Annotated in this window: 16 protein-coding genes; 9 read left to right on the top strand and 7 right to left on the bottom strand. The window is 59.2% G+C overall.

The window, feature by feature from the left end; genetic code table 11:
- Positions 1-274: 274 nt before the first annotated feature.
- The 3 genes from DVT68_RS10650 (at position 275) to DVT68_RS10640 (ending at position 2,782) form a co-directional block, all read left to right on the top strand.
- The gene (locus tag DVT68_RS10650; RefSeq protein ID WP_114825034.1) at positions 275-580 is read left to right on the top strand and encodes a hypothetical protein; all 306 of its coding nucleotides are present in this window, start codon (positions 275-277) and stop codon (positions 578-580) included.
- Between the two features lie 78 nt (positions 581-658).
- A complete protein-coding gene (locus tag DVT68_RS10645) occupies positions 659-928 on the top strand; it encodes a hypothetical protein (RefSeq protein WP_114825033.1) in 270 nt (89 codons plus the stop codon).
- 129 nt (positions 929-1,057) lie between these two features.
- The gene (locus DVT68_RS10640) at positions 1,058-2,782 is read left to right on the top strand and encodes a DUF262 domain-containing protein (protein WP_114825032.1); all 1,725 of its coding nucleotides are present in this window, start codon (positions 1,058-1,060) and stop codon (positions 2,780-2,782) included.
- 665 nt (positions 2,783-3,447) lie between these two features.
- Here the strand turns inward: DVT68_RS10640 and DVT68_RS10635 are convergent.
- On the bottom strand, positions 3,448-5,544 hold the full coding sequence (locus tag DVT68_RS10635; RefSeq protein ID WP_158543489.1) for an AAA family ATPase: 2,097 nt from the start codon (positions 5,542-5,544) through the stop codon (positions 3,448-3,450).
- Between the two features lie 103 nt (positions 5,545-5,647).
- Here DVT68_RS10635 and DVT68_RS10630 point away from each other — a divergent pair, with 103 nt between their 5' ends.
- From DVT68_RS10630 to DVT68_RS10620, 3 genes are all read left to right on the top strand, one after another.
- A complete protein-coding gene (locus DVT68_RS10630) occupies positions 5,648-6,679 on the top strand; it encodes a helix-turn-helix transcriptional regulator (RefSeq protein WP_114825030.1) in 1,032 nt (343 codons plus the stop codon).
- A 495-nt stretch (positions 6,680-7,174) separates the two neighbouring features.
- Positions 7,175-8,467 carry a hypothetical protein gene (locus DVT68_RS10625; protein WP_147281711.1) on the top strand — a complete coding sequence of 431 codons (1,293 nt, stop codon included), beginning with the start codon at positions 7,175-7,177 and terminating at the stop codon, positions 8,465-8,467.
- Positions 8,464-11,355: a helicase-related protein gene (locus DVT68_RS10620; RefSeq protein WP_114825028.1), complete on the top strand. Its 2,892-nt coding sequence runs from the start codon at positions 8,464-8,466 to the stop codon at positions 11,353-11,355. The genes DVT68_RS10625 and DVT68_RS10620 overlap by 4 nt, the downstream gene beginning before the upstream one ends.
- Before the next feature lie 194 nt (positions 11,356-11,549).
- On the opposite strand, the gene DVT68_RS10615 is transcribed toward DVT68_RS10620, so the two are convergent.
- Positions 11,550-12,587 (bottom strand): metallophosphoesterase, encoded by a 1,038-nt coding sequence (locus tag DVT68_RS10615; protein WP_114825027.1) that lies wholly within the window; start codon positions 12,585-12,587, stop codon positions 11,550-11,552.
- A gap of 3 nt (positions 12,588-12,590) precedes the next feature.
- Positions 12,591-13,253: a HEPN domain-containing protein gene (locus DVT68_RS10610; RefSeq protein ID WP_114825026.1), complete on the bottom strand. Its 663-nt coding sequence runs from the start codon at positions 13,251-13,253 to the stop codon at positions 12,591-12,593.
- 463 nt (positions 13,254-13,716) lie between these two features.
- Here DVT68_RS10610 and DVT68_RS10605 point away from each other — a divergent pair, with 463 nt between their 5' ends.
- From DVT68_RS10605 to DVT68_RS10595, 3 genes are all read left to right on the top strand, one after another.
- Positions 13,717-13,914, top strand: coding sequence for a hypothetical protein (locus DVT68_RS10605; protein WP_114825025.1), 198 nt, complete (start codon positions 13,717-13,719; stop codon positions 13,912-13,914).
- Positions 13,915-13,963: 49 nt separating this feature from the next.
- Positions 13,964-14,383 (top strand): hypothetical protein, encoded by a 420-nt coding sequence (locus DVT68_RS10600; protein WP_114825024.1) that lies wholly within the window; start codon positions 13,964-13,966, stop codon positions 14,381-14,383.
- Positions 14,384-14,477: 94 nt separating this feature from the next.
- Complete coding sequence (locus DVT68_RS10595) at positions 14,478-15,020, top strand: hypothetical protein (RefSeq protein WP_147281710.1); 543 nt, start codon at positions 14,478-14,480, stop codon at positions 15,018-15,020.
- Positions 15,021-15,363: 343 nt separating this feature from the next.
- Here DVT68_RS10595 and DVT68_RS10590 read toward each other — a convergent pair whose 3' ends face one another.
- From DVT68_RS10590 to DVT68_RS10575, 4 genes are all read right to left on the bottom strand, one after another.
- Positions 15,364-16,134 carry a hypothetical protein gene (locus DVT68_RS10590; RefSeq protein ID WP_147281709.1) on the bottom strand — a complete coding sequence of 257 codons (771 nt, stop codon included), beginning with the start codon at positions 16,132-16,134 and terminating at the stop codon, positions 15,364-15,366.
- The gene (locus DVT68_RS10585; RefSeq protein ID WP_114825021.1) at positions 16,125-17,111 is read right to left on the bottom strand and encodes a helix-turn-helix domain-containing protein; all 987 of its coding nucleotides are present in this window, start codon (positions 17,109-17,111) and stop codon (positions 16,125-16,127) included. The genes DVT68_RS10590 and DVT68_RS10585 overlap by 10 nt, the downstream gene beginning before the upstream one ends.
- Before the next feature lie 114 nt (positions 17,112-17,225).
- Positions 17,226-18,404, bottom strand: coding sequence for a tetratricopeptide repeat protein (locus tag DVT68_RS10580; protein WP_114825020.1), 1,179 nt, complete (start codon positions 18,402-18,404; stop codon positions 17,226-17,228).
- Positions 18,401-19,255 (bottom strand): serine/threonine-protein kinase, encoded by an 855-nt coding sequence (locus DVT68_RS10575; RefSeq protein ID WP_114825019.1) that lies wholly within the window; start codon positions 19,253-19,255, stop codon positions 18,401-18,403. Before DVT68_RS10575 ends, DVT68_RS10580 begins: the two co-directional genes overlap by 4 nt.
- Positions 19,256-19,288: the final 33 nt, after the last annotated feature.

Below are 19,288 nucleotides of genomic sequence, written 5' to 3'. Positions count from 1 at the left end.
CCGGGGCCTTAGGTCCCTGATGATCCCTCCGGGACTCGCAGACCGACCGAGCATTGATGGCGATAAGAGCAAGAAGAGGGCTTGCGCAGACTGATTCTTATGGTGAGCTACCTGGCATATCGGGTAGCCCAATCACCGAGCTGCATTGCGATATGGCCAGCTGCTTCTGGCACTCGCGTGCGTTAGGAGCGACGGGCGGGCCCAAGAGGCAGGCCCCCCGACCTGAAGAAACTTGTTGCTGAATCGACTAGCCAACGATGGAGGAAATGCGCCCATGCACGCCAAGCCTGTTGAGGTCCGTTTTGATCGTCATTTCTGGATGAGTGTCGTGGTTGGGTTGCCAGTCGTGGCGGCGGCAGTCTTTGGCCTGGCTTGCCTCGGGTGGTGGTCCCAAGGGGCGCCATCGGGCTTTGGCCCGGGCCACTGGCTGTCGGAGCCCCTCATGCTGGCCGGGTTTAGCGTGATCGGTGGCATCGTGGGCTTTTTCGCCGTCGGCCTGGCCCTCGTGCTCGGCTGGCCGGCTTACATCGTCGGGTCCGGCATCCTCGGTAATGGCCCCACCAAGAGCAGACGGCAGTAAGGGCTCCTCACCCTCATGTCGGCGGCTCTCGGGCCATCGGGTTGTCGATCTAGATCCTTCCCTTGAGGAGCGAAGCAGATGCGCTATCTGACCAAGAGTCGATTCAGCACGGCGATCACGTGCCCCGCCAAACTGAAATACTTTGACGACACGACTTACGCCAATGCCAACTCCGATAACGAGTTCCTTCTGGCCTTGGCGGACGGAGGGCACCAGGTTGTTGCTCTGGCAAAATGCCTTTTCCCAGAGGGCATTGAGGTCGACGCCATTGGCCACGACGCTCAGGTCGGACATCCCCCCATGCGCACGTGCAGTTCCCGATCGCCAGCAAGCTCAACTTCACCGTGATCAACCCCGACGGCGCTTAGTCCTGTCGAAATTCAAAGAAGCCGAGATTATCCTGACGCAATCGCTGGGACGGCTACGCGTTGGTAGCCACCGGCACGGCGACAGCGATCGAGTAATCCAGGGGAATTCATGAGCACCGACAAGAAAGGCCAGATTGACAGCGCCAAAGTCGTCATCCAAGAAGTGTTCTCGCGGTTCTGGTTCAGAGTTCCAGACTATCAACGCGCCTATGTTTGGGGAAAGGACGAGATTTCGGAGCTGATCGATGACGTTGGCCACGCCAGCGAGCACAACCCCGATGGCCAGTACTTCCTTGGCTCGATGGTGTTGCGTAGGGCCACGCGCACCGAGGATGGTGTGAGCTTCGAGGAACACGAACTACTGGATGGCCAGCAGCGGCTGACCACCTTGATGTTGATTCTCTCCTGTATACGCGATCGGGTGGCCGATAAAGATCTGAAAGACGCCTGCCAGGAGATGCTCTACCAAAAGGAAAACAAGTGGAAGAACATTCCAGGGCGCAATCGGCTCGTCTATGACATCCGAGACAACGTGGGGAATTTCATCGAGCGGTTCGTGAAGTTCGACGGCGGCACGAGTAGCGCCGATCTGAAGGACATAGCGGCAAGCACAAACCTATCGCTGGCCAGCATGGCAGCGGGGATGCAGACGATTCATGACTGTTTCAATGACACAGACCGGTTTAGCGGCCCGGCGGACTTCGATCGTTTCGTTAGCTACCTATTGAACAACACCCTATTCATCTACGTGGCCACAGAGGATTTGGACGATGCCTTTCGGCTTTTCACCATCCTCAATGACCGCGGCATTCCGCTGTCCAACAGCGACATCCTGAAGGCCAAGAACCTGGGTGCGGTCACTAAGGACACCGAGCGCACTAGATGGGCTACGTACTGGGAGACGGTCGAAGGCGAGATGGGGCGAGACGAGTTCGACCGCTTCCTGTCGCTGGTGCGCACCATCTTCGTGAAGGACAAGGCACGAGAGGGCTTGCTGAAGGAGTTCGATGAGCGCATCTATGGCGCGAAGCCGCCGTTGCTGGCGCTAGGCACCGCGACCTTTGAGGCTGTGAAGGCGTACAAGGATGCGTTTGATGAAGCCATCCTGTTCGAGGGGCTGCCAGAGACCCTGGGTAACGCCTACCGAAACCGCATCAACGTCATGCGCAAGGGTCTGCCAGCTACGGACTGGATTCCACCGGTGCTGGTCTGGTACCGAAAGTTCAAGGCGAAGAACCTTCTCGATTTGATCGACCGCATCGACAACAAGTTCTCTGCCGACTGGATCGTGCAGCTGACGCCCACTCAACGTATCAGCAACATGAATGAGGTACTTAAGGCCATCGAGATGGCCACGACGCCTGGTGACGTTTTCGCGAGCAACGTCTTCGACATCGACCGCAAGCAGTTGCTGGATTTGCTGGACAGCTCGATCTACGGCCGGCGCTTTGCTAGGTACGTGCTTCTGCGCTTGGAGTACTTGCTGGCGAGCCACGCTGCCCCGCTGAACTTGCCGGACGAAATCAGCGTCGAGCACATCCTGCCGCAGAACCCGGATCAGACTAGTCAGTGGGTCAAGGACTTCACCGACGTGCAGCGCGACCACTGGTTGCACCGTCTTGGTAATCTGATGCTGCTATCCCGCCGAAAGAACACTTCGCTGGGCAATCTCGACTTCACCGCCAAACGTGACCGCTACTTTGCGGAACGGGTCGAGAACCTACCCAACTCCGTAGGCGTATTGAAGCTGACGAACTTCAAGCTTGCTGACCTGGAAACCCGCCATCAAGACCTTCTCGACAAATTGGCCAGCTCGTATGGGAGGATTTTATGATGTTACGGGTTGGCTGGCGGCCCCGTCTGAGGAACGTCCTAAGCGCCAGAGCGTGCTGATCGAGGTGCAAGAGTGATGACACGAGCGCGCCACGATCCAGCGTTCAATCACCTGTACATCGACCTGGACCTCGGCATTGTCCTTCGGGTAGCGAGGACGGAAGACGGGGGTCGTCATGCCTTAACGTTGCGCACGTACCAGCGTCGCGCGATTGACTGTGGACTCGCGCTGAGCCGCATGTGTGAATAGGGCACGCGGATGCTTGGGCACCGCCATAGCCGGCACGGCGCCAAAGTGCTGCAGGGCCTGCGCCAGGCCACCCCGCCCCGCCTGTACATCTGCGTCCCGCTGGGCGTCGCGCGGGCATAGATGTAGCTGGAGGCGTCCAGCACGGCGGCGAAGATGTGTGGTGTGCGCACTTCACCGGTATCCAGATTGACGATTCAGCATGGACGCCGTGTTCAGCCCCTGCCGGAGGTGTGTTCAGCGGCCTCCGGATTACGTACCTGCTAGCCGCTGGGACGTGAATCAATGCTTTGATTTAGACGCCATCTGTCTTCCGGTTCGGTGGTTGGTGCTTGCCGACACGTTGCCTTTTGTGTCGTAAAACATTCCATCCGGCCGGCTTGTATGGCCGCCAATGGGCGTTTTGCCGAATCGTTGCATTAGGTAAAGCCGATGCGCCGAGCGGGGCCGTCCTTGAGATTAAGCTCTTCCGAAAGCGCACCCACCACAGTCGAGGCATCCCGGTAGGGGATAAGCGCATGTCGCCTGGCCATCAGCGAGAAATCTCCCGGTGTAAGTCGGGTCAGGCCTGCCAGTCGGCGGCGGCAGTCGTCGGCATCGGGCATCCCTACACCCCAGTCAGAGAGTTTTCGTTGGAACAGCAGCCATGCCTGTTCCGGTTGGAGGTAGCCCATTTCAATTTTGTGGTCGAAGCGGCGCATGGCGGCCGGCTCCAAGCCTCCCAGCAGGTTGGTGGAGCCAATGAAGATTCCTTCGAAGGACTCCAGCTGGGTGAGGAACTCGTTGACCTGTGTACGCTCCCATCCATGGCTGGAATATCGCCTGTCCTGCAGGAAGCCATCGACCTCGTCGATCTGCAACACGGCTTCTTCGCGTAGCGCCTGTTCAAAGGCGCGTGCCAAGTTCTGCTCCATTTCACCCACCCATCGGCTTTGGAGGTCGGAAACGCGCTTGAGAACGAGTGGTCTCTCGAGCGCCGTCGCCAGCCAATGTCCGAAGGCAGTCTTGCCTGTGCCCGGTGGCCCGTAAAGCAGGATTCGCCCCTGACCCGTGCGGCGCAGGCCCTCCGATAGCGCATCGAGATCGACATTGGCGTTGCAGAATCGCGTGTCGTAATCGGTTGCTGCGCTGTGGCGGTAGGCCATGTGGATCGTGGGATGGCCCTGCGCCCGTAGGGTACCGTCCAGGAGTGATTCGAGCAGCGCCCCGGAGTTCTGCTCCCCCCCATGAGCATGCACGCGGTCCATGACGTCGATCGCGCGTGTCAGTACGCCAGGTGTTGCCTTGTCTGCCGCTGCAATACGGCGCAGTTGCGCGTGAGACACATGTTGTCCGCAGGCCTGCTCCAAAAGCTTCAGGCGCTGCTTCATCGGTGGGGTGTCGAGCCGAACCACCATATCAAATCGGCGCACGAAGGCACTGTCCATGTCGCGGACAGAGTTCGCGATCCAGATCATGGGAACGGGGTTTGTTTCCAATAGATCGTTGACCCATGCCTTGACTGGATTGGCAGCAACGCCACTCAAGGGGCCTGTCCCTTCTCCGAAAATTGCGTCGCATTCATCCATGGCCAGCATGGCGCGACGGCCCCTTAAAAGATGCAGGCAGGTGGCGGCCTTCGCGAGGCGGGCGTCGGGTCGCTCCCCCGTGCCCGATATGCCACCCATCTCGTGCGGCGATACGTCGTAAAGCGGTGTCGCCAATTGATCGGCCAACCAGCGAGCCAGTTGGGTCTTACCGGTTCCGGGCGGACCGTAAAGCAGAACGTTGACGGCAGTGCGCTGCCGTTCAAGTGCTTCGCCAATCAGGTGATGCAAGGCATCCAGGGTCTCTTTGACGTGGGCGTAATCTTCCAGTTGCAATTGGCCGTGAGGAGCCGCACGCACGATGCCATCAAACAGTTCGTCGGGGGACGAAAGCGAGATTGTTGCAAGGCGGCGAAGGCTTCCTCGCTTGACGGAAATGTTGCCAGCAAGTGGCCCGCCGGATGAAAACTCGATCAACCCGGTTCGATGGAGCAAGCCTGCGCTGTGAGTGATTTGGGCCAACTCCTCGATCGGTTCATCGAGAACCATGGCGAGCTGCCGCGGCAGGTTGATAGACCGAAAGGTTTCGTCAGCCAGTTGATCGATCAGGTCATCCGAGCGAAGCAGCACCGCCAGGGAAAGCACCTTGGCCTCAAGTGATGAAAGGGAAAGTTGCCCAGATAGCAGGTCCAGATTCGCCGCTAGTACGGGGTCATGGCAATAGAGCGACGCTTGTTCTTCCATGGCGTCCAGAGTGCAGGACAAGCATTCAATACACAGGTGGCGTTGCTCCTCGTCTGCCACTTGCACATTGAGGAGTTGGAGGCGCGAGAACAACTGTCGACGCAGGCTGGGTCGCTTCCACAACCAATCCTCGTCGCACATGCGAAGAAGGATCCGCATGATCCACAGCGTGGCCATGTCCCGGCGAGCGAGGAGATGGTCAAACGGGTCAACGGCTTGGGGTGAAGTGGCGATGGCTTCAAACATGGGGCACCAAATCCAGCAATGGGATGCACGCATGATCTACGCAGATGCGTCAAATTACGTCGCACCTGGTGCTAGGATCGCCTGCTAAACCAAGGAGGAAGCCATGCGCCAGGAGACTGAGCGGACCCTCGCGCGCCAGTGGGCGCTGTTGCGATGCATGCCGCCATGGCCGCGCAAGGCGACGGTTGGGGATCTCATGGCTGCCCTGGAAGATCGGAAGATTTCGGTTACGCGCCGCACGGTCGAGCGGGATCTGCAGGCGCTCTCGCAGCAGTTTCCTCTGGCTGTCGATGACAAGGGCAAGCCATATGGTTGGTGCTGGGCAAAGGGTGCCAACCAGGAGTTCACGCCTCGGCTCACGACCTCGCAAAGCGTGGCGCTGTTGTTGGCCCGGGTGCACCTGAGGACTCTCCTACCCAGGGTGATGCTCAAGGAGCTGATCCCTCTCTTCGACAGCGCTGAGCAGGAGGTGGCCGCCACGGGCTGGAAACATTGGCATCGGGAAACGGCGGTGATCCCCAGTTCACTGGCGCTGCTGCCACCCACCATTGGGCGGGGTGTAATGGAGTGTGTCCAAGAGGCGTTGGCACGTGGATGCTGCCTCTCAGGGCGATATCGATCCAAGGGGAGTACCGCGGCGAAGGAGCTGACTGTCCACCCGCTGGGCCTAATAGTGCGGGGGCCCGTGCACTACCTCGTTGCCACCCTCTACGACTACGCGGACGTGCGGCAACTGGCGCTGCATCGCCTTTCGCACACTGAAGTTCTCGCCACGCCAAGAAAAAAGCCTCCGCGCTTCGATTTCCAGAAATACGCGGCGGAGGCGGCGAAATACAACTCGCAGGGCCTGATCCGGCTAGTCGCGCATTTTGACCAGGCGGCGGCGGAGCATCTGCGGGAAACGCCCCTCTCGCCCGACCAAACGATCAAGGCCCTCGATGACGGCTCTCGGCTAGAGGTGGAAGCCACCGTGGAGAACGACGAGACCTTGCGATGGTGGTTGCTTGGGTTTGGGGATATGGTCGAAGTTCGGCAGCCCCGATCGCTTCGGAAAGAGCTGCGCGACCACGCCGAAGGTATGTGGAAAGCATATACCGACGCCAAAGAAGCGCGTCACCCGGACGAGCGCTCCTAGAGAAGGTCCTCAGCTCTACCAACAACACCGTGCTGGCAAATGATGAATGCTAGCGAGCTGCTCGCGGACGCCAGCCAGATATTTTCAGCCGCAGTGATCGCCCCATATCTATCCTGACGCCTGCGCTAAGTCTGATCGCGGAGCCCCTCGCCCGCCCCATGCTTATTTCACGGGCTGGCGGTGCCTTGATCTCCGGGCACGACCACAATTGGCACACGGGTCTCTAAGAAACTCCCTTCGGCCCAAGGATTGCCCTTCGGCACCCTACATTTCATATGTCGAAGCGACGTTGACCGGTAATAGGACCAACGATGGCGCTTCGGGGGCGATGTCCAGACAAGTGAAAAAGAAATTACGCCCCCCTTCGCCCCCCTGCCCCCCCCGTTTCGCGTCTCGTCAGGTGAGAATCGAATGATATAGGCTTGTTTTCGGGTAGCTGGACGATGCCCTTGAGGTCGGTTCAGCGAGGGAGCGACAAATTCAGCGGGGGGCTGAATGTCCGAGGGACTCAGTGAGCGTGCGGCTGCGCTGCGCCGCTTTTTTCGTGAACGCCGGCTGGGGCGCGATAGAGCGCTTCCAACAAAGAGCTCAGGGGCGGTGGAACCCCGCGAGTCAGGCTATCTGCACGACGCTCTATCCAATGAGGATCTCGATGAAATCCTGGGTCCTTTGCGGGAGCTGAGCAGCACGAACGAGTCTGGCAGTGGGTCCTATTCTCATCGACAGGAGCCCACCTCAACCAGCCAATCCTCGGTACAGCAGTTGGTGGACGCAGCAGCGGTGGCGACACCCATCGAGCCAGTGGGCCCCCTAACACCCCGCGGTGCGCCGCGGTCAGAGAGTCCGTCGCCATGGGAGATGTCGCCAGATGATGTCGTCCCACCTTCGTTCACCCTCATTCATTCCGAGCCCATTGATGCGACCGATGATGGCTCAGATCTGCAAGAGCCCCACGGCTTCGGGCTGGATGACAGCTATCACGACTTTTTGGACTTCGAGCCGGATGACAGCTGGGCTGCTTGGGGCCTCGAAGACGGCGATATCAATCAGCTCCTTGACTTTGAGTTGGTTGATGATCGCGCCTCATCTCCGCGGCTTGCCGAAGACGAACTGGGGGAACAGGTTGATCGTCTTGGACGAGCCGTCACCAACGAAGTCAGAGCTAGGCAGCTTGCCGCGAAGTTCCTGATTGAACGCGGCGACTGGTCCCAGCAGCGTAAGGACTGGTTGGCTGAGATCATCATGGCCCGCGGATGGGGCGCTCCTCAGGCGCAGGTGGAATCCCTCCTGCAGCGGGGCTCGAGCTACGAGGAAGTGTATCTGGCCTTCAGCATCTCCGACGCCTGGGAATCGGCAGGCTATTTCGACACGTGCTGCGAGGCGAGCGCCCAACACGTAAAGACGTATCCGGCCCGCGACCGCATCTCCTGGGCAAACGCCATCAACATCGTCGAATTCCTTGGTGCCGATGCGTCCCTCGAATCGGCCATCGACTTCATCGAGTTCGAGCGTAGCCACTGGTGCGACCGGAGTGACCTCCGTCGAAGCTATCCGCGCTTCTCGGATTACTTATTCAAGTACCGGATCTCCAAGATTGACCGGCGCCCCAAAACTATCGACCAGATCAATCTACCCCCTGAAGACGAGCGCACCTTTGATGGTGGGCGAAATCCCGCGTTTTCGCCTGGCTGGTGGGGTGATGAGCTCGACTATCCATGTACCGAAGACCTGGTGCGGGCACATATCGTACGGGGAGGACTTATGGCAAACCTCTTAGGTGATCTATGACAAACAATCTCCTTCCCGCCCTCGGCGCCTGGGTAGTCCTCCGGGACACGATGGACGCTGAACGAAATCCGGGGGTTGTACACAAGATCATGATCTCCAATCACGGAGCGTCCGCAACCGTTCAATGGTTACGCACCAAGCAGGTGGACGTGGTGAGCCTGGACCGTCTTGCCTGCGGATTTGCGCGAGGACACGACGTCCTTCATGACCCGTCACCGGGGTACGGTCCACCGCTAGGTACGGGCGTTGTACGTGCCATCCGGGACATCGGTGGGCAGCGTCAGCTTCTGGTGGAGTTCGCTTCTCGCGGGGAGCGTCTTTGGATGCCGTGGCAACGCTTTCGCTTCATCAAAGGCCCGGCCTTCCGATTCAAACGTGGCGATGTGGGTGGCCCGGATGCAGCCGAGAGATTTCGACTGCGCACGCTGGCACACGCGCTTGTGTTCTGGAACGAGAACACTGGGGCACTCTCGCGATTCGACATCGATCCGCTACCCCATCAGATTCATCTAGTTCATCACATCCTGGCCTCTGGCAACTTGAATTGGCTCGTTGCGGACGATGTGGGCCTTGGGAAAACAATAGAGGCTGGCTTGATTGTCGCCGCACTCAGGCAGCGCAGCTTAGCAAGCAGGATTCTCATCGTGGTGCCTGCCGGGCTGACGCGCCAGTGGCAGGAGGACCTCAAGCTAAAGTTCGGTCTGGACGACTTTCTAATCTACGGTACTGATTTTTCAGTTGGCGATACTGCGCACTGGAAGCTCTACGACCGCGTGATCGCATCGATGGACCAGCTCAAGGCAGTGGCGCACTTGGGCAGCATCATGGAAGCCGAGCCTTGGGACCTGGTGATCTTCGATGAAGCCCACCGTTTGACAAGAAAACAGAAGGGTCAGAGCTATGAGAAGTCGGATCGATTCCGACTGGCCGAGCACCTTCGTCACCGTACCCGCAACATCTTAATGCTCACGGCGACCCCCCACCAAGGCAGGCAAGATCAATTCGTCGCGTTGCTCCATTTGCTCCGGCCGGAATTGGCCTCAGACATGGAGGGCATCGATTTCGATCAGTCGCTATTGTCGCGAATGGTGTTCCGCAATCGCAAAGCGGACGTCACCGATGCTGAAGGAAACTTCATCTTTAAGGGGCAGACATCTAGGATGATACAGGTCGACGCCAACCCTGAGCTTACCGAGCTGGAGGACCAACTGGCCGCCTACCTCGAAGAGGGATATCGCGCAGCGCGGGCAAGCGGTTCATCGACCGGCCGAGCCATCGGTTTCGTCATGACCGTCTATCGCAAGCTTGCCGCTTCGTCCATCTACACGTTGATGCAAGCGCTCATAAGGCGTCTGGCGCGCCTGGAGGCAAGCAGCAGCGCCAAGGTGATCGAGCAGCTTGAGATCCAGGACGATCGTTTCCAGGGTGAGTTTGAGGAAGCTCAGGAGACGCCATCGGCCGCGTTCTTCGATGGCGAGGCCGATCGCCTGCGACTGTTAATCAGGGGGTGTGAGGTGGCGTTGCTTGACGACGTCAAGATGAGCGCCTTCCTAAGCTGCATCTTGGCGCCAATTCTGTCGGCCAACCCCAATGAAAAGCTTCTAATTTTTACGGAATACCGGGGTACCCAGGATTACATCAGGCACAAGCTCGAAGAAAACTTTGGACCGCACAAGGTGTCGGTCATAAATGGCGGCATGGATGTCGAAGAACGCATCGAATCCATCCGACATTTTGAGGGCAACGGTCAGTTTCTTGTCTCGACCGAAGCGGGCGGCGAGGGCATCAACTTGCAGCGGCGTTGCCATATGCTGGTCAATTTCGACTTGCCTTGGAACCCCATGCGGCTGGCACAACGGATTGGCCGCCTTTACCGGTACGGCCAGCAAAATCACGTCTCAGCGTTCAATTTGGAGAGCCTCGCCTCCGCGGATGAAGGTGTGGTTGCCAAGATGTATGAGCGGCTGGAACAAGTGGCGCGAGACTTGGCCACCGTTGAAGAGATGACGCGGGAGACGCTGATTAGCGACATCGTTGGAGAGTTGGCCGGCTTGCTTGATGTCGAGGAGATCCTTGAAGAGGCGCGTGGTGCCACGGTCAAGCGCACGTCCGAGCGCATCGATGAAGCCATCGAGCGCGCCCGGCAGGCGTCGGAGGTGCAGCGCGACTTGTTTCACCACGCCGTGAGCTATCAGGCGGATGAGCTCAAGGACACCCTTCAGATGGGGATCGAACACCTGCACGCTTTCGTCGGTGGCATGATCTACGCCCTCGGCGGTGAGGTGAAGCCGAGTCAACGCTTTCCCGGCATGGCATGGCGCCTCGTCCTGCCAGCCTCAGTGCGGGAAAATCTTCCGGGGCTGGATGCCGAGACTCTGGTCGCGTTCGACCGCACTTTCGCGCCGGAAGGCGTTCGGTTTGAACGGCTCGACATGGATCACCGCCTTGTAAAGTACCTGCTGGCAAGGTCGCTCGATTACGACTTTGAGGGGCTTACTGCACCAATTGCGCTAGGGGAACACGCCGGGGCCTTGGGCTTGTCCATCCTCCACTGGCAAGACGAGCGTGGGCGTCGCATGCGCAGCGAGCTGACTGCTCTGCACCAGGTGGGTGGAGCCGACATCCAATTGAATCCCCGCGAGCTATCGGAATTTCTCTTGGAACCACAGGAGAACGCCCCGTCGGGAGCGGTTCAATCGGTCAGTGGCGACTTTGTGCAGGCTGCGGAGACTCGCATTGACCGGCTACTTGCGGAGCGCAGCACTGGCGCGCTACTGCCCGAGGGATATGGATGGATATCACTGGCCCGGTGCGAACAGGCGCCGGAAAGTGCATCCCAACTAGCATCTACTGCAGAAGCCAAAGAGCCCATCGATGCCGATCAATGAATGCGTTAGTGAATTCTAATTCCGGGCTCTTATTCGCTCCGCTACTGGAGGCATGGGCATCGCCCCGATGTAGTCCAGCCACCGGCCGGAAGCGCGACCATCTCCAGGGCAGTCCACTATTGGTCCGAGATTGTCTATCAAACTCAAGCGGGCCTAGGCATAGTGAAGCGCGATTCCTTTTTGGCGTGAGGCGATCATCCGGACGTTATGACGTCCCGCTCCGGCCAGCGGACGGCCGCAAGTAGGCCGACATGTTGTTGTACACCTGACTTGCGCTCGCGCCATCGTAGCCCGGCGCAGTAGTCGACGCACATCGCATTCCCCAGTGGGCCAAGCCACTGCCACGTGCTCGTTCCGTCGAAAAGATTGGGCCCCCGGCTGCGGGCCGTTGCTTCCCTCTCGTCGCCAGGCCAGCGCCAGTAGTGACCAAATACTACCGCTGGCTCGTCGCTGTACTCGTTCCACCAGGCCTCTCGCTCTGTCATGCGCCACCTCCCGTTACTAAAGAACGGCTGTGACGTCTGCCTCTCCAATCCACTCGTTAGCACCTTGACTGGGTTCATGGACTGGGTGCGCGCATCGATCGCGGCGATCGCAGGAAGCATGGGCACCAAGGCCTCGGGATCATGAAGGGCTTTCTTCCACTGCTGGAGCTCTTCCTTCCGCGCCGCATACAACCCATCGTGCTCTGCGGACGCCTCTACGCGCTCCGACCAATTCTCACAGAGATCACGCACCGGTCGTGCATCGTCGCGAAGGTCATTGATCGCAGGCGGGTGCCAGCAGGCATGCACGACGCGGAGATCCTCGCGCTCCAACGCCAGTGGAAGAGTCGAGAACCACTTTAAGATCGCGTCGCGTTCCGAAGCGTCAGCACGTGGCGCGTCGCGAAAGTGCCCGCGCGAATGATCATGGTCGTCGGTTTGAGCGTAGAACCAGCCATTGCCTTCCTTGCGTGAATCGAGCAAAAGGTTGAGCTCATGGTTTCCCAGTACGCACTGGGCCAAGCCATTGCGGACGAGGTCGGACACGCGTTTGACAACGGCGGGACTGTCCTCCCCACGGTCGACCAGGTCACCAAGGAACACCAGGCGGCGCCCAGCGGGATGTTCTCCGTTCGGCGCATAGCCCATATTTTCCAGCAATTGCTCCAGCGCTGAGATCTCGCCATGGACGTCTCCCACGATGTCGAGGGGGCCATCGAAAAGGCGTTGGACAGGGCTCTGCGTCAAGGCCTACTCCTTGATGTGCGGAAATGCGATCGGTTCGAAATCGACTGAGTCACCGTCCATCATCACGTCGATGATGATCGGCATCAGGGTGGCGAGGATGGCGGCACCGTCCTTCACCTGGGCCCTATTGGCTCCGCTGTTCCAAGTGGCGCCCCCATGGACCAGCTGGTTGCGCAGCACATAGAGGCGGTCGAGGATGATGGACAGCACGACATCGGTCTGCCGGTCCATGAGTGCGCGCAATGCAATGCGCTTGCTGGACGCAAACTGGACCTCCCAACGGTCGCCGCTGTCGTGTTCGCGCATCGCTCGCCAGAAAGGCTCGAAGACAAATTTGTTCTCGACCAAGGTTCGGATGGGCCCAGTGAATTGCTTGAAGACGGCTTCCTGAAGACGCCCCGCGTGATCACAGGAAAGCACTTTGCTGACGAAGGCACGAGTCTGTTCACGCTCCGTCTGCTCAAAGCCGAATTCCCTGGCATAGGCCGCATTGAGCGACACCCACAGAAAGATGAATCTAGCGTCCATGTCCTGAACCTCGCGCTCGGCACGATCGAGCCAACTGATGGCGCGATGTATCCTCACTCGGAGATCCTCGGGCTGTCCGTCTCGCACCTGCCGATGCTTCGTCTTGAGCGACGCCGCCTCGAAATCCTTGGTTGGCACTGGCCGTATCCTTCGTTGAATGAGCTCGACTTTAATCCTGTGCCGATGCTTTAGGAATGGGGCCCTTGGCACAAACGACACGCAACGCCCCAGCGTCGAGATAGCTCTATCCCATAAAATCTTCGATGCCCGTACGGGTACTTGCAGCCTCTATGTTGCTCATAACCGATCGGTCGCCTATGGCAATGTCGCGAGCTTGTCGCTGCAGTGGCGATGTTGGCCCTGAAACCCCATATACAACACGGACGTGGCGGACGTATAGACGTCCAAATATTATCATGCAGGTGGCTTGCATGCCGCCAAGTCAATGGTAAGATACGCCTGCCGCCGAGTTGAATGTCCAGCTTGCAGGGCGGGGTAAAAATGCTGCTAAAGCGGAGCCTTCTCTTTTGTGAGGGCTGCTTTGGCTTGCCTTGTCCCACAGTGCGCCGGCAGCGTCTCGACAACCCAGAAGGAGGTCATCATGAGCACACCCCTCTCGACCGATGCGGAGTTCGTCCGCACCCTGACGCCCCGCCAGCGGGACTTCTATCTGAGGCGCCAGCGCGAGCAACACGTCAAGTTGCAGGCGATTATCCGCGACTTGTCGCGCGCACTCGGGGCCGTCAGCGCCATCCACGGCGCGACGCAGGCAGAGCTTCCGGACGCCTCGGCCGGCTGAATTGGCCGCGTCAATCAATGGCACCGGAATACTGAGTAGGGGTTGCATCATGCACCATGCTACCGGCAGCAGTGAAACCATCGCGTTGGCGACCATGGCGGTCCATAACCCGCCGCCGGACGATGCGGTGGAGGCCGCGGTCCTGCTGCGTCGCTGGACGAGATTGGGCCAGTCCGAAAAGCCCTCCGTCCGTTTCGCCTATAAGGGCATAGGCAACGTCGATTCCGTTGGGTACCTGGACTGGCTCGTCCGCACCCTTGGTCCGGCCGGCTACCAGGCATTCAAGGTGCGCCAGCCGAACGAAGCAGCTGTGTTCCGGCTCCAGGTGAGGGAGTTGTGCCGGCGTCGTGCGGAGTTTCTTGCAACGATGACGGGCGCCTCTCCGGCTCCTCAAATGGGTCGGGCCCTGGCCGACCACGCACGCGCCTTGGCAAAAAGGGTGCTTGGTGATGACGACATTCTGGATTGATTCTTAAGCCAAGTACCACGGGAGACTGACGTTGGCCAGGCTCAATGGCCATCAATGTTGACTCCGCCGCCACGGCGCGGGCGAAGAAAAGCGCATGATTTCAATGAAGGGAGATTTCTTCATGCAACCGATTGCGAAGCTTGTGACCCGCGAGAGCCCGCGCCAAATCCTGGCGGAGGACTTCAATAGTATCGGTGAACTCCCCATCCGAGGAGGATGGGGCTACTCCATGGAGGATGCCTGCGTCATCGACAAGAATGACCCGGTTGTTCCGGCAGGAGTCCCATTTGACGTTGTTGGCGTGGAGTACGCCTTCGTTGAGAAGAGGATCTACGAGGAGATGATCATCTTTCGCGAGGAGGGACAAAAATTTTCCGGCATCAAGTGGAGCCTTCTCCGTCAAAGACTCATTTACGGTGCCTACGATGTCCTGGAATTCGAAATCACCGCATTCCCGGAGAGTGAATGGGATGCATTGCAGAAGGAGTGGGAAGGCCCAAATGGTATTCGTGATCCGAGCTTCAACATCGAAGCTCATCTGAGTCGGCGTGAGGCGAGTAAGGTCCGAATCACGAGCGAGTTTTGGTTTGAAATTGCAAGCACTATGTCGGCTGATGCCCGCCCGGAAGAAAAATAGCGCACTGCACTTCACTCAACGCGACGGTGGACGAGTTACGAAACGATCGGAGCGATCCGCATTACGTAAAACTACCCAGTCCCGAAGAGGACTCCGCCGTGAAAGCCTTTTGTGCGGCCGTAGATGCGAAGGTCGAGGAATATCGAAAGCGCCGCCAGGAAGACTGACGATGGTGGAAATTGCCCTAGAGGGAGAGTCGTCGCTTGATGGTCCCGCAGCCAGCACAGCTATGCAATTCGAGTAATAGTCCCTGAGGTTGGCGCACACCGAAGGCTGGACCGACCATCCCACCGGATGTACCCCGGCCTCCGATTGACGCAACTGGCGCCCCGCCGAGGCGACGCTATGCCGTTACTGGGTCACCGAGCTGAAAGGCCTTGGCTATGGACGCCAGTACATGATCGAAGCGGGCGCGTCCGCCGTAGCGGGCCAGTGCGTTGTCTGGCAGCGCTGAGGCGACTTCAAGGAAGCGACGCATGTCGTCCGGGATCTGACCCGGGAGATCAATGCGCGTGTTCGGCGCCAGCAAAACAGTCAGCTCAACAACATCGCTCAGGTGCTTGCGTACCTTCTTGGAATCCTCCCCCCTGTCGGAGAGGTCCAGAAAGGCCTTCGCCTTGAAGGGTATTAATCGGTCCTCCCGAATGAGCGGGATGCCTCGAACGATGTCCCGCCCGGTGACGAGGAAGTGGTAGTAGGCGTCATCGAGGAGGATAGCTGAAAGGCTCGACACACCTTCCTCGATGGGGATTGGGGCCAGGTTGTTGTTGTCCGCCAGCGGGCTAATCAGGTCCGGCGTGCGCGCAAACAGCTCCACCATCGCTGGAAAGGACAGATCCTGTGGACGGCCGAAACGGTAGAAGCATGGTTTGCCCGTATCGCTCTGCTGTTTGATCTCGTAGCCGCCCGCCTTGATGAACGCCCAGAACAGCTCACCGAATTTGGGAGTCAGGGCCTCGACCACGAGCACCATGTCGATGTCCTTGGTCGCCCGGAATTCGAGGCCCTCCTCATTCATCACCGTGCTGGCGGCGCAGCCGCCAATTAGTACGAATTGGTCTTGATGCTCTGCGAACCACTCGCGGAACCGGTCCATGCCTGCGATCACTGCCACAGCGTCTTCTCCAATTCCTCGATCGCTAGTTGCACGCGCTCGTCGTCGTTATCTCGCAAGCTCACAATGAGGGACAGCGGGTCCACAGTGGTTTGGTCCGGCAGAATGGTCGGCGGGTAAGCCCAGATCTGGATGACCTCGGCTGTGTCCCAGGGATCTGCGGCCGGCATGCCCCGTTGAATCTTTGCCCACTCTGCCTGCTCGACTGCCCAAGCATGGGTATTCGGTGTGGCGAGCATGGTCCGGGTCGCCAAAGCATCGAGGCCGGCGACACGAATCCCGTGTTGTCCATGGGCAAACCTTCTACGCCCCACAAACTCGACCCGAAGCTCGGGATTGCGCATGAGCGGCTTGGCGCGCTCCCACGTCGGCCGGGGTGCGTCTATTAGGTGTATGCATTTCCTCCGTCCGAGCCGCGTCTGCTCGATCAGTTCGGCAGCCTCGAGTTCTCGCACGGCACGCGTGGCGGTCATGGCGGTATAGCCCAGGCGGGCGGCGACCTCGGCGGCCACCCAGGGTTCCTCATAACCAATGAGCAGTAGCCAGATGAGGATGGCCTGGGCAGAGGGGCTGAGTTGGCCCTCGGTGGCGGTCGCCCCCGGTCGGAAGTACTCCCTCAGGTCCATGCCCAGGCTCGGCGCAAAGAGCTGGTTCCCCGGGACCAAGAACTGAATGCCGCTCGCGATGAGCTGCTTTCGTTCAAAGGACTGCAGGCCCTTCAGGACGTAGATAACAGGCAAATTCAGGTATTTGCTGAGAGATGCCAGCATCTTCTTGGTGTCGCCCCTCTTGCCGTCGAAGGGTCCAAGGACAAGGGCAACCTCCCTCTCGGCGACTTGTACCGTGTACAGCTTGAGCTGCCCTAGGTAATAGGGCAAGTTCGCGACCCGTTCCGTCGGCGCCGGGCGCACCATGCCGACCAACCCTGGGAGGATGGTTTGCAGATAAGCCTCAGTCTCGTGTGCCAGTGGTGTCATGGCGTCTTTCCTAACATTGATTCTCACGATAACATCGTCAATGTTAGCGTGCAATGTAATGTTAGAAAGGCCGCCGGACGCCCGTGGGGCGCCGTTCGACGGCCAACCCTTCTGTCAGAACAACCCTACCTGGTCGCTGGTTAGCCGCACAAAGTTGCGGAGCTCACCCTCGAGGTGACGGATCGTCCTGCCGATTTGAGGATTGACCGATTCGTCCACCACTGTTCCGCGAATAGCGTCCAGTGAGGTGGCGTCCACATACCCACCCATGTTCTGCGTCCACATGGGGCTGATGCGCATGAGCAACTGCCGCGCCCAGGCTCTCTCCGCGTCCGTCGGGCCCCGTTGGTGCCGGATGATCATGCTTTGGATGTTCACGAGCAGCGTAACGAATTCGGCGAATTCCGGCGCCTCGGAGCGGTGTATCCCCCATACAAAATGTTGGGTGATGTGGTGAACGCAGATGGCCAGATTCACCAGGTCGGGATTATTGAGCGCTTGCCCGCATTCGTCGCACGCAAGAAGCCACGATGAGTGCGTGATCGAACCGCAGCTGGAGCACCTTTCCAAGGGCCGGAAATCCAGGAAGTCATCAGCGCTACTTTCCTTCAGCTTGGACAGGATCGCGGCTACACCGGGGTCGTCCACCATCGCCCGCACGGCGTCGCCGAACCCATGAATGATCTCCCAGGGCTTTTCCTTTTGCTGGATGCCCCGAGCGACTTGGAGCAGCTTCGGCGCGCGCAAATGATCGATGGACAGCACGAGCCCAGCCGCCGCCTCATCGGGTGTGGATGGTGCAAACCGGCAGTACGGGCAATGGGTACCGAGGTACAGAATGAGGATTCCGCACGACTGGCACGCATAGAACATGCCGTTGATGTTTCGTCCTCGCAGATTCTGCTCCAACCTGGATTCCAACCCGCTGACACGCACCAGGCCCTGCGTCGCCTCTCGAGCCCAAAAGGCGCTCCCCGCCTTCTCCGCCCAATCTTTGATAGCAAAAAACGCCTCGGCCGCCTCTTTGGGTTTCTGACCCTCGAAGTAAATGCGCCCGAGCGCATACCAGGCCTCCATGGATTCCGGCTGATCTTGGACTCGTTTACGAGCCACCGCTTCGGCGATGGCCAGCTTCGCCTTCTCAAGCTTGTACTGGCGCAGTTCGCGCAAGGACGTTGCTTGCGCGATCCACAGATCGACGGTGTGCCCTATATCACCAGGCGGTAGCACGGGTACGTCAACTGGAGACTCAACGTCCTTCTTGAAGAACCGATCGAAGAATGACCCCATCATGACGGGATGCCCCTCAGGTCACGCAGCAAGACTTCATAGTCGCTGTAGCGCTTCGACGGATCTGGGTGAATGCACGACAGCACCAGCTTCGAAATGGGAGCAGCGAACGACTGGAGCATCTCCTGGGCTCGCTTGACGTACAGACCATTGTGAAGCTGCATGGTGATCTGCACCGCAAATGGCCCCCACTTGCCCTGATCCAGGTACACATAGGGGGGTATGCCGCACAGACAGACAATCGCCATGATCCCGACGGCGAAGATGTCGGATGACGTGCCGGAATACGGCTTATCCTTCAGACGTTCAGGAGGTAGGAAACCCGGCGTATACCCGTTGGGGCGGTCTATCTGGCCCTTGTGCACGAGGCGAGAAATACCCCAATCGGCTACCTGAATTCGTTGTGGAGACCCATCCACGACAATATTTCCAGGTTTGATGTCGAGGTGCGCCAACTGGTGCTTGGCTTGTGCGTAGTGCAGCGCCTCACACGTTTGAATGAGCACGGTCCTGGTCTCACTCCACGTCAGCGTTCTCTCGTCCAGGATGTCTTGCAATGAGCCTTGCCGGCGCTCCATCACTGCCGCGATCCGGTAGTTGAGGCGGGCGATCTTCTGGAGCGGCAGGATCGACGGATGATGGAGCATGATCCAGTTCGTCAGCTCGCTGACAACCAGCGCCTGATCTTGCCCTTCAAAGGTTTTGACGGCGAGGCGCTCCTGATACACCGACCCCGTGATCGCGTTGCTGGGACGATCTAGCAGCCACACACGACCAAACCCGCCCTTGTGGCTTCCGGTGACGTGATAGAAGAAACCGTCCAGCTGGACTCGAGCCGGCAGCATATCGTTCATAGGCGCCCCTTTGACCGAGCCCTGTTCGTCACG

Origin of the sequence: Dyella solisilvae, from assembly GCF_003351225.1 — a bacterium.
GTDB lineage: Bacteria > Pseudomonadota > Gammaproteobacteria > Xanthomonadales > Rhodanobacteraceae > Dyella > Dyella solisilvae.
Note: the sequence above shows the minus strand (reverse complement) of the source record. Positions and strands in the feature narration are given on the sequence as shown.

What these genes read in the sequence shown, in the direction of transcription:
- DVT68_RS10640 (WP_114825032.1), top strand. Translation starts at nt 1,058, where the DNA reads ATGAGCACCGACAAGAAAGGCCAGATTGACAGCGCCAAAGTCGTCATC.
- DVT68_RS10585 (WP_114825021.1), bottom strand. Translation starts at nt 17,111, where the DNA reads ATGACACCACTGGCACACGAGACTGAGGCTTATCTGCAAACCATCCTC.
- DVT68_RS10645 (WP_114825033.1), top strand. Translation starts at nt 659, where the DNA reads ATGCGCTATCTGACCAAGAGTCGATTCAGCACGGCGATCACGTGCCCC.
- DVT68_RS10600 (WP_114825024.1), top strand. Translation starts at nt 13,964, where the DNA reads ATGCACCATGCTACCGGCAGCAGTGAAACCATCGCGTTGGCGACCATG.
- DVT68_RS10595 (WP_147281710.1), top strand. Translation starts at nt 14,478, where the DNA reads ATGATTTCAATGAAGGGAGATTTCTTCATGCAACCGATTGCGAAGCTT.
- DVT68_RS10580 (WP_114825020.1), bottom strand. Translation starts at nt 18,404, where the DNA reads ATGATGGGGTCATTCTTCGATCGGTTCTTCAAGAAGGACGTTGAGTCT.
- DVT68_RS10620 (WP_114825028.1), top strand. Translation starts at nt 8,464, where the DNA reads ATGACAAACAATCTCCTTCCCGCCCTCGGCGCCTGGGTAGTCCTCCGG.
- DVT68_RS10575 (WP_114825019.1), bottom strand. Translation starts at nt 19,255, where the DNA reads ATGAACGATATGCTGCCGGCTCGAGTCCAGCTGGACGGTTTCTTCTAT.
- DVT68_RS10625 (WP_147281711.1), top strand. Translation starts at nt 7,175, where the DNA reads ATGTCCGAGGGACTCAGTGAGCGTGCGGCTGCGCTGCGCCGCTTTTTT.
- DVT68_RS10635 (WP_158543489.1), bottom strand. Translation starts at nt 5,544, where the DNA reads ATGTTTGAAGCCATCGCCACTTCACCCCAAGCCGTTGACCCGTTTGAC.
- DVT68_RS10650 (WP_114825034.1), top strand. Translation starts at nt 275, where the DNA reads ATGCACGCCAAGCCTGTTGAGGTCCGTTTTGATCGTCATTTCTGGATG.
- DVT68_RS10605 (WP_114825025.1), top strand. Translation starts at nt 13,717, where the DNA reads ATGAGCACACCCCTCTCGACCGATGCGGAGTTCGTCCGCACCCTGACG.
- DVT68_RS10630 (WP_114825030.1), top strand. Translation starts at nt 5,648, where the DNA reads ATGCGCCAGGAGACTGAGCGGACCCTCGCGCGCCAGTGGGCGCTGTTG.